General features: G+C 49.6%; 6 protein-coding genes. 4 read left to right on the top strand and 2 right to left on the bottom strand.

The annotated features are described in order from the left end of the window. Positions 1 to 409 precede the first annotated feature (409 nt). Entirely contained in the window at positions 410 to 1,591 is a 1,182-nt protein-coding gene (locus U2W12_RS00280) for a 3-phosphoglycerate dehydrogenase family protein (protein WP_326498675.1), read from the bottom strand. Positions 1,592 to 1,707: 116 nt separating this feature from the next. Next, on the bottom strand, positions 1,708 to 2,694 hold the full coding sequence (gene cysK, locus U2W12_RS00275) for a cysteine synthase A (protein WP_326498674.1): 987 nt from the start codon (positions 2,692 to 2,694) through the stop codon (positions 1,708 to 1,710). A gap of 611 nt (positions 2,695 to 3,305) precedes the next feature. Here cysK and mgtA point away from each other — a divergent pair. The 4 genes from mgtA to U2W12_RS00255 all read left to right on the top strand — a co-directional run. Beyond that, entirely contained in the window at positions 3,306 to 5,843 is a 2,538-nt protein-coding gene (mgtA, locus tag U2W12_RS00270; protein ID WP_326498673.1) for a magnesium-translocating P-type ATPase, read from the top strand. Positions 5,844 to 6,191: 348 nt separating this feature from the next. Continuing rightward, positions 6,192 to 6,638, top strand: coding sequence for a hypothetical protein (locus tag U2W12_RS00265; RefSeq protein WP_326498672.1), 447 nt, complete (start codon positions 6,192 to 6,194; stop codon positions 6,636 to 6,638). Positions 6,639 to 6,689: 51 nt separating this feature from the next. Beyond that, positions 6,690 to 7,202 (top strand): lipocalin family protein, encoded by a 513-nt coding sequence (locus tag U2W12_RS00260; protein ID WP_326498671.1) that lies wholly within the window; start codon positions 6,690 to 6,692, stop codon positions 7,200 to 7,202. A gap of 201 nt (positions 7,203 to 7,403) precedes the next feature. Beyond that, positions 7,404 to 7,544: transposase (locus U2W12_RS00255; protein WP_326498676.1), on the top strand; the 141-nt coding region annotated here is incomplete at its 3' end.

Below are 7,544 nucleotides of genomic sequence, written 5' to 3'. Positions count from 1 at the left end.
ACCAGCGTAATGGCGGTATCGGGGTGCAGGCTTCTGATGGTTGCCAGCAAGTCCACCAGCGTATCTGAAGTGATGTAGGTGTGACCGCTAATCGAGATCAATTCAGCGCCTTTGACGCTTACGGAATGATGATGGAAAGCGCCGTAGGCATCTGTTTTTTAATAGTTAATAATTTTAGCCTTTGGTTTGTAATCAGCCGGCCGCGGGTTCGAGCCCCAACCACCAGCTCCAGATATAAAAAAAGGAATCAATGATTTACAACATCATTGATCCTCTTTTCATTACGCTACGATTTTGCGTGACCCGGTTACGCAAACTTTTTCAGCTCGTAGGATACGGCAGCAAATCCACGCGACAGAAAAACGGTTAATCGTTAAAATCACTGTTGCGAGATCGCATATGCGCACTGTCAAACGATCCGCACCGAAAGCACGCCATGAATGGAACTCAGCCGGGCAAGGACCGGCGGTGGAATTTGCGCGTTGATATCAATCAGCGTATACGCATAATCTCCGCGCGATTTGTTGAGTATGTTGACGATGTTAAGGCCATTTTCGGCCAGCGCCGCCGTCATCTGGCTGACCATGCTCGGTATGTTTTCGTTGGCAATCGCCAGCCTTAACCCCTCGCCGCGAGGCAAGTTGACATCGGGAAAATTAACCGAGCGGCGAATGTTGCCGTTCTCCAGAAAATCGCGTACCTGCTGAGAAACCATGGCCGCGCAGTTATCCTCGGCCTCGGCGGTGGATGCGCCAAGATGCGGCAATACGATCGTCCGCGCATGATTCAACAAGGCCCGCGACGGGAAATCCGAAACATAGGCATGAAGTTTGGAGGATTCCAGCGCGTCTATGACGGCGGCTTCATCGACGATAGCGGCCCGCGAGAAATTCAACAAAGTCGCTCTCGGTTTCATCTTTGCGATGCGCGCCTCGTTAATCAGTTGCCTCGTGTGCTCGTTCAGCGGCACGTGCAGGCTAACGAAATCGGCACGCGACAACAGTTCGTCCAGGCTGCCGGCGGGAATCGCATCCGCCGACAGTTTCCAGGCGCTTTCCACTGTCATTTGAGGGTCGAAGCCGACGACTTTCAATCCGAGCGCGGTCGCGGCATTGCTCACTTTGACGCCGATGGCGCCCAGCCCCACGACTCCCAGGGTCTTGCCGGCCAATTCAAAGCCGGAGAAGCGCTTTTTGCCATGTTCGACTAACGCTTCAAGTTCATCGCCATCGCCTTCGAGTTTTTTGGTGAAATACCAGGCATCGGGAATGTTACGCGCCGCTAACAAGAGACCCGCGATAGCCAATTCAGTCACGGCATTCGCATTGGCGCCCGGCGCGTTGAAGACGGGAATGCCGCGCTTGGAGTATTCGGCAACAGGAATATTGTTAACACCGGTGCCGGCTCTGCCCACGGCTTTAACCGATTCGGGAATGGCCACATCATGCAGGTCGTGAGAACGCAACAGGATCGCATCAGGGTATTCAATTCCTGGTCCGATTTCATAGCGTTGGGACGGAAATTTTTCCAACCCGATGTTGGATAGCGTGTTATAGGTTTTGATCTTGAATGGAGGAAAATGCAGTGTCATCTGGTTTTTTCACTAGGTTTTTTTTAATCTGGGGGCGGCGCTATCGGGAACTGGCGGTTGCCGAATTTCCCGCGGACATCGCCGGGTTCGTCAAGAAAGGGTATTGCTCGCGCGCTTTACTGTAGCGGTGCCGGCAGTCCGTTTTTATCGAACAGGCCTTCGAACAATACCGAACTCAAATAGCGTTCACCCGAATCCGGCAACACCACAACAATTGTTTTACCTTTATTTTGGGCAAGCTTGGCATGGCGAACCGCCACCGCCACTGCAGCACCACTTGATATTCCGGAGAGAATGCCCTCTTCTCTTGCCAATCGTCTCGCATAGTCAATAGCCTCTTCATTGGTCACCTGTTCTACTTCGTCAATCAGCGATAAATCCAGCACATCGGGAACGAATCCCGCGCCAATACCCTGTATTTTGTGCGGACCCGGCCTGAGTTCCTCTCCTGCGAGCCGTTGTGTGAGAACCGGGCTGGCGGCAGGTTCAACGGCGACAGCAATAATTGGCTTGCCCTGAATTTTCTTGAGATACCGTGAAACGCCGGTAATGGTGCCGCCGGTGCCGACGCCTGCAACAAAGACATCGATTTTGCCCTCGGTGTCATGCCATATTTCAGGCCCCGTGGTCTGTTCATGTATCGCGGGATTGGCAGGATTTTTAAATTGTTGCAGTAAAACATAGCGACCCGGATCGGAAGCTGCGATTTCCTCGGCTTTGGCAATGGCGCCGCTCATGCCGCGCGCAGCCTCGGTCAGTACCAATTTTGCGCCATAGGCGATTAATAATTTTCTCCGCTCCAGACTCATGCTTTCCGGCATCGTTAAAGTCAGCGGAATGCCTTTAGCGGCGGCGACAAAAGCCAAGGCAATGCCGGTATTGCCGCTGGTGGGTTCGATCAATTCCTTTCCGGGACCCAAAAGCCCACGTTTTTCTGCATCCTCAACCAGGGCTGCGCCGATTCTGCATTTAACCGAATAGCCGGGATTGCGCCCTTCGATTTTGGCGAGAATGGTTGCATGAGCGCCATCGTCTACTCGATTGAGCTTTACCAAAGGCGTGCGGCCAATAGACTTGGCGTTATCTTCAAACCAATGCGGCATCTTTTTTCCTAATTTTTGAATTGATATTTATAGGGATGAATGGAATTAAGCATCGTTAAAGCAGGGCATAACGATTTCCATCAGAAATGATGGTTAATAACAAGAGAAATTAAAATGCGCGATTTCCATTCTCATTGTGTTTCAAATACTGCAACATTTACCTCACTGCCTTGTCACACAGATTAAACAATTGCTTATCGCTAACGGAGATCGGATCGATACCTTGAACTAAGGTTAATAGGCTTTAAAAACAAATAAAAACGATATTATTTGGCATATATATCACATAATAAGATAAGCTACGGAGGCTGGCGAGTAACAGCGGTGCAGCGTGCCCGGCAACAATGGCGTCTGCCAGATTAACTGCCGCGGCGTATGCTGCCTCTAAAAATCGTATTCCGATGTCATAAAACCTTCCTTTGCCGGGCGCATCCACCGCCAAAAACTGGTAAATCTCTCCCGACGTATGGCGTTATTCGATTGTTTTGTCGATAGAAACACAAACAAGTATCATAACATTTTTGAATCTTTATGCACCAACTCGATGTTGCACCGCATCACCTCAGTAGATACTTCAAACCATTACTCATAACAACATAAAGCACAACGCCATGTCCCAGCCGACTGCCAATAAAAAAAACGATCCGGCTTTCTGGAGTATTGCCGTAGACAAGCAGTTGGAGCGACTGCAAACGACCGCGCAAGGCTTGAGCCCGGAGGAAGCCGAGGAACGCTTAAATCGCTTCGGCGCCAACCGGCTAAACGGTAAAAAACAAACCGGCCCCTGGCGTTTGTTTTTAGCCCAGTTCAAAAGCTCGATTATCTTGATTTTGCTGTTCGCGACCGGATTATCTTTTTTTCTGCATGACAAAGTCGATGCCGTGATTATTTTGACGATCGTCTTGATCAGCGGCATTCTGGGATTCTGGCAAGAAAAAGGCGCAGCCGACGCCGTGGCAAAGTTACTCGCGCTGGTGCAAATCAAGGTGGCGGTATTGCGCGCTAACGCAATCTCGGAGGTTCCTGCAGATGAATTGGCGCCGGGCGACATCATCGTATTGAAAGCGGGGGATATCATACCGGCCGATTGTTTATTGCTGGAGGCCGACCATCTTTTTATCGATGAAGCCATGCTGACCGGCGAAAGCTATCCGGTCGAAAAATCTCCGGGAATCGTTGCCTCCGATGTGCCACTCGGCCAACGCAGCAATGCCTTATGGATGGGCACACATGTGCAAAGCGGCGAAGCGAAAGCATTGGTTATGGCGACCGGACAAAGCACCGAGTTCGGCAAACTTTCCGTCCGCATCAAGCTTAAAGCGCCTGAAACCGAGTTCGAGCGCGGCGTCAGACGTTTCGGCTATATGCTGATGGAAGTCACCTTAACCCTGGTGATCATGATTTTCGCGGTGAACGTCTATCAGCATAATCCGGTGGTGGATTCTTTTTTGTTCGCGTTGGCGTTGGCCGTGGGGCTGACGCCGCAATTGTTGCCCGCCGTGATCAGCATCAATCTGGCGCATGGCGCCAAGCGCATGGCCGCGAAAAAAGTGATTGTCAAGCAACTGACGTCCATCGAGAACTTCGGCAGTATGAACGTCTTGTGCTCCGATAAGACCGGCACCCTGACCGAAGGCAAGGTTCGCCTGAAGGGAGCCTTGGATGCCAAAGGCGAACCCAGCGAAAAAGTCTCTCGTTATGCTTATCTGAATTCTCTTTATGAGACCGGTTTCAATAATCCTATTGACGAAGCGATTCGGAATTTTCGCGCGTTCGACGTCCAGGATTGCCGTAAATTGGCCGAAATTCCGTACGATTTTCATCGTAAGCGCCTGAGCATGCTGATTTCGGATGCAGGCGCTGGCGTCTTGATCACCAAAGGCGCGCTCACTAACGTGCTGGCCGTCTGCACGCATATTGAAAACAGCGACGGCACCCTGACCGATCTCGATGAAGTCCGCGAGGCTATACAACAACGCTATGAAGCCTTCAGCGCTCAAGGCCTGCGCACCTTGGGCGTGGCTTATAAGCCGCTGGCCGAAGAAGACAAACTGGCTAAGGACGATGAAGCGGAAATGCGTTTTTTGGGCTTTATTACCTTGTTCGATCCGCCGAAAGCCAACTGCGCCCAGACCATCGAGCAGTTGAGAGAACTCGGCGTCACCCTTAAAATCATCACCGGCGATAACCGTCTGGTTGCCGAATCCGTCAGCCATCAACTGGGGCTATCAGGCGCTGAAATACTGACGGGCCCGGAAATCGCCCAAATGAGCGGAAGAGCCCTGATGAATCAAGTGGCCGAAGTTAATGTATTCGCGGAAGTCGAGCCTAACCAAAAGGAACGGATTATCATCGCCCTGAAGAAAGCCGGTTTTGTGGTCGGTTACATGGGCGACGGCATTAACGATGTCTCCGCGTTGCATGCGGCCGATGTCGGCATTTCGGTCGATAGCGCAGCCGATGTCGCCAAGGAGACCGCGCAAATCGTGCTGTTGGAAAAAAATCTGGATGTTCTTGTCCAAGGCGTCAAAGAGGGACGCATTACCTTTGCCAACACCTTAAAATATGTGTTTATGGCGACGAGCGCCAATTTCGGTAACATGTTCAGTATGGCGGGCGCATCGCTGTTCCTGCCTTTTTTACCGTTATTGCCCAAGCAAATATTAATGACCAACCTATTGACCGATTTTCCGGAAATGACCATCGCATCCGATAATGTGGACGCGGAAATGGTCACCCAACCCCGGCGCTGGGATATTCACTTCATTCGTAAATTCATGATCACCTTCGGCATCGTCAGTTCCGTGTTCGATTATTTAACTTTCGGCCTGCTGTTGTGGTTAAAGGTGCCCGTCGAGCAATTCCGCACCGGCTGGTTTCTGGAATCGGTGGTGTCGGCGGCATTGATCGTTTTTGTCGTTCGCAGCGGCAAATCCATCTTCAAAAGCCGACCCGGCAAGTATCTGGCGATCGCCACTTTAACGATTGTCGCCTTGACTTTGGCCTTGCCTTATTTTCCGTTCGCATCGCTGATCGGCTTTACGCCACTTCCACCTCATATACTGGCTTTATTGGGCGGCATTATTGTGCTTTATATCGCGACCGCTGAAGCGGCGAAGCGAATATTTTATCGTTTTGTAAAAATTTAACGTTATTTCAGTTTGGAGTTTATCAGTGCCGCATGCTCAATGCGACATAATTCAATTTCACCTATGGGATTTTTTTGCCCTATCCGCAAAGACAATCTCACCAATGGCCCGCGCTCCCTTCCGGAACGTCGGCAATCTCAATGTTAAATTATTGTACAGATATTGTATAATAATATCTTGACAATGAAGCGCGTCCGGGTAAACTCCCGCTTACAGAATATAAATTTTTCGACCCTTCGATTAATCGAGGGGTTTTTGGTTTTATTTTCTGTAGCGCTTTTGTGCGTAATATCCTCTCCTCAAATCTCCCTTTTCGCAAAAGGGAGATTTTTTTGCAGACGGTGGAACATGAAAACGACATCAACGAAAATCTTTACAATCCTGAAATGGTTTGTAGAGGTCAATTTCTATCTGTCCGTCGTCGTGCTGATTACGGCAGGCTTTCTGGCGATTTCGGATAACGGATCCGTCTTTGAGTTTAATGCCGATCTTTATGGACCATTGGCCAATAACCTTCGCATCATGCTGATTTATCTGGCTGTTACGGAAGCCTTTCTGTGTATCGGGTGCATTTTATTAGGCAAAAATGAGTTTTTTATGCTGATCGGCTTCTCTCTGGTGCTGATGACCGTATCTTTAAAGGTTTACGGCGTGATCAACGATATGGAGGTGGACCCCAATTTATCGATTTTTTTCATCTATACCGGTTTGTCCCATCTTGCTTTCGGGCTTTTGGCTTACCTTATGAAAGCGAATCGCCCCGCCCTCAAAACAAGATTCCATCAGTCATTGTAGATTCCGTTCGATAATTACGCAGTATGGCAATATAACTGAAGTAGATTCAAGATGAATATTTTTTGGCTTTTGGCTTTTTTACTCGCAAGTTGCACAGGCATACCCAAAGGCATGAAACCTGTTGACGGCTTTGACGTCAACCGCTATGTGGGTACATGGTATGAAATAGCACGGCTCGACCAGCGTTTTGAGAAAGGCTTGGACAATATTTCGGCGCACTATTCGCTAGCTAACGACGGCGGCCTCGAAGTCCTGAATCAAGGCCAGAATCTGGAAACCGGCGAATGGAAAAAAGCCGAAGGCAAGGCTTACTTTATCGAACAGCCAACGGTAGGCAGGCTCAAGGTCTCTTTTTTCGGACCTTTTTACGGCAGCTACAATATCATCGCGCTGGACAAGCAAAATTATCAATATTCGATGGTGACCGGGCCGAATAGATCCTACCTCTGGATTTTAGCGCGAACCAAGACCCTACCGAAGAAAATCCTCGACGCTTTAATCGAGGACGCCAAAAAGCAAGGTTTTGATACCGGCAAATTAATTAGGGTAAAACAGAAAGAATAGCAAACTTGCGGATTGCCTTAATGCTGCTCTCAGGGGCGAACTGAAAGCCTTTTCAGCCAGCCTTGGCGCGTTTTTGCCAATGTAAGCCCCGCCCACATAGCAGCCTTCAAACTAAGTGGCTTTAATTTTCCATCATAAGGTTTAAACCACCGGCTTTAGCCGGTCAGCTTTAGCTGCGATAATTGAGCCAAGGAGGTGGCGATGGATTACAGATACGGCAGCCATACGGTTTACCAAATTGAGTACCATTTTGTTTGGGTAACCAAGTATCGTTACAAAGTGCTGAGTGGTGAGGTAGCGGAACGAGTCAGAGACTTGGTACGACAGACCTGTGAAGCGTTT

This window comes from Methylomicrobium sp. Wu6 (assembly GCF_035916875.1).
Lineage (GTDB): Bacteria > Pseudomonadota > Gammaproteobacteria > Methylococcales > Methylomonadaceae > Methylomicrobium.
Note: the sequence above shows the minus strand (reverse complement) of the source record. Positions and strands in the feature narration are given on the sequence as shown.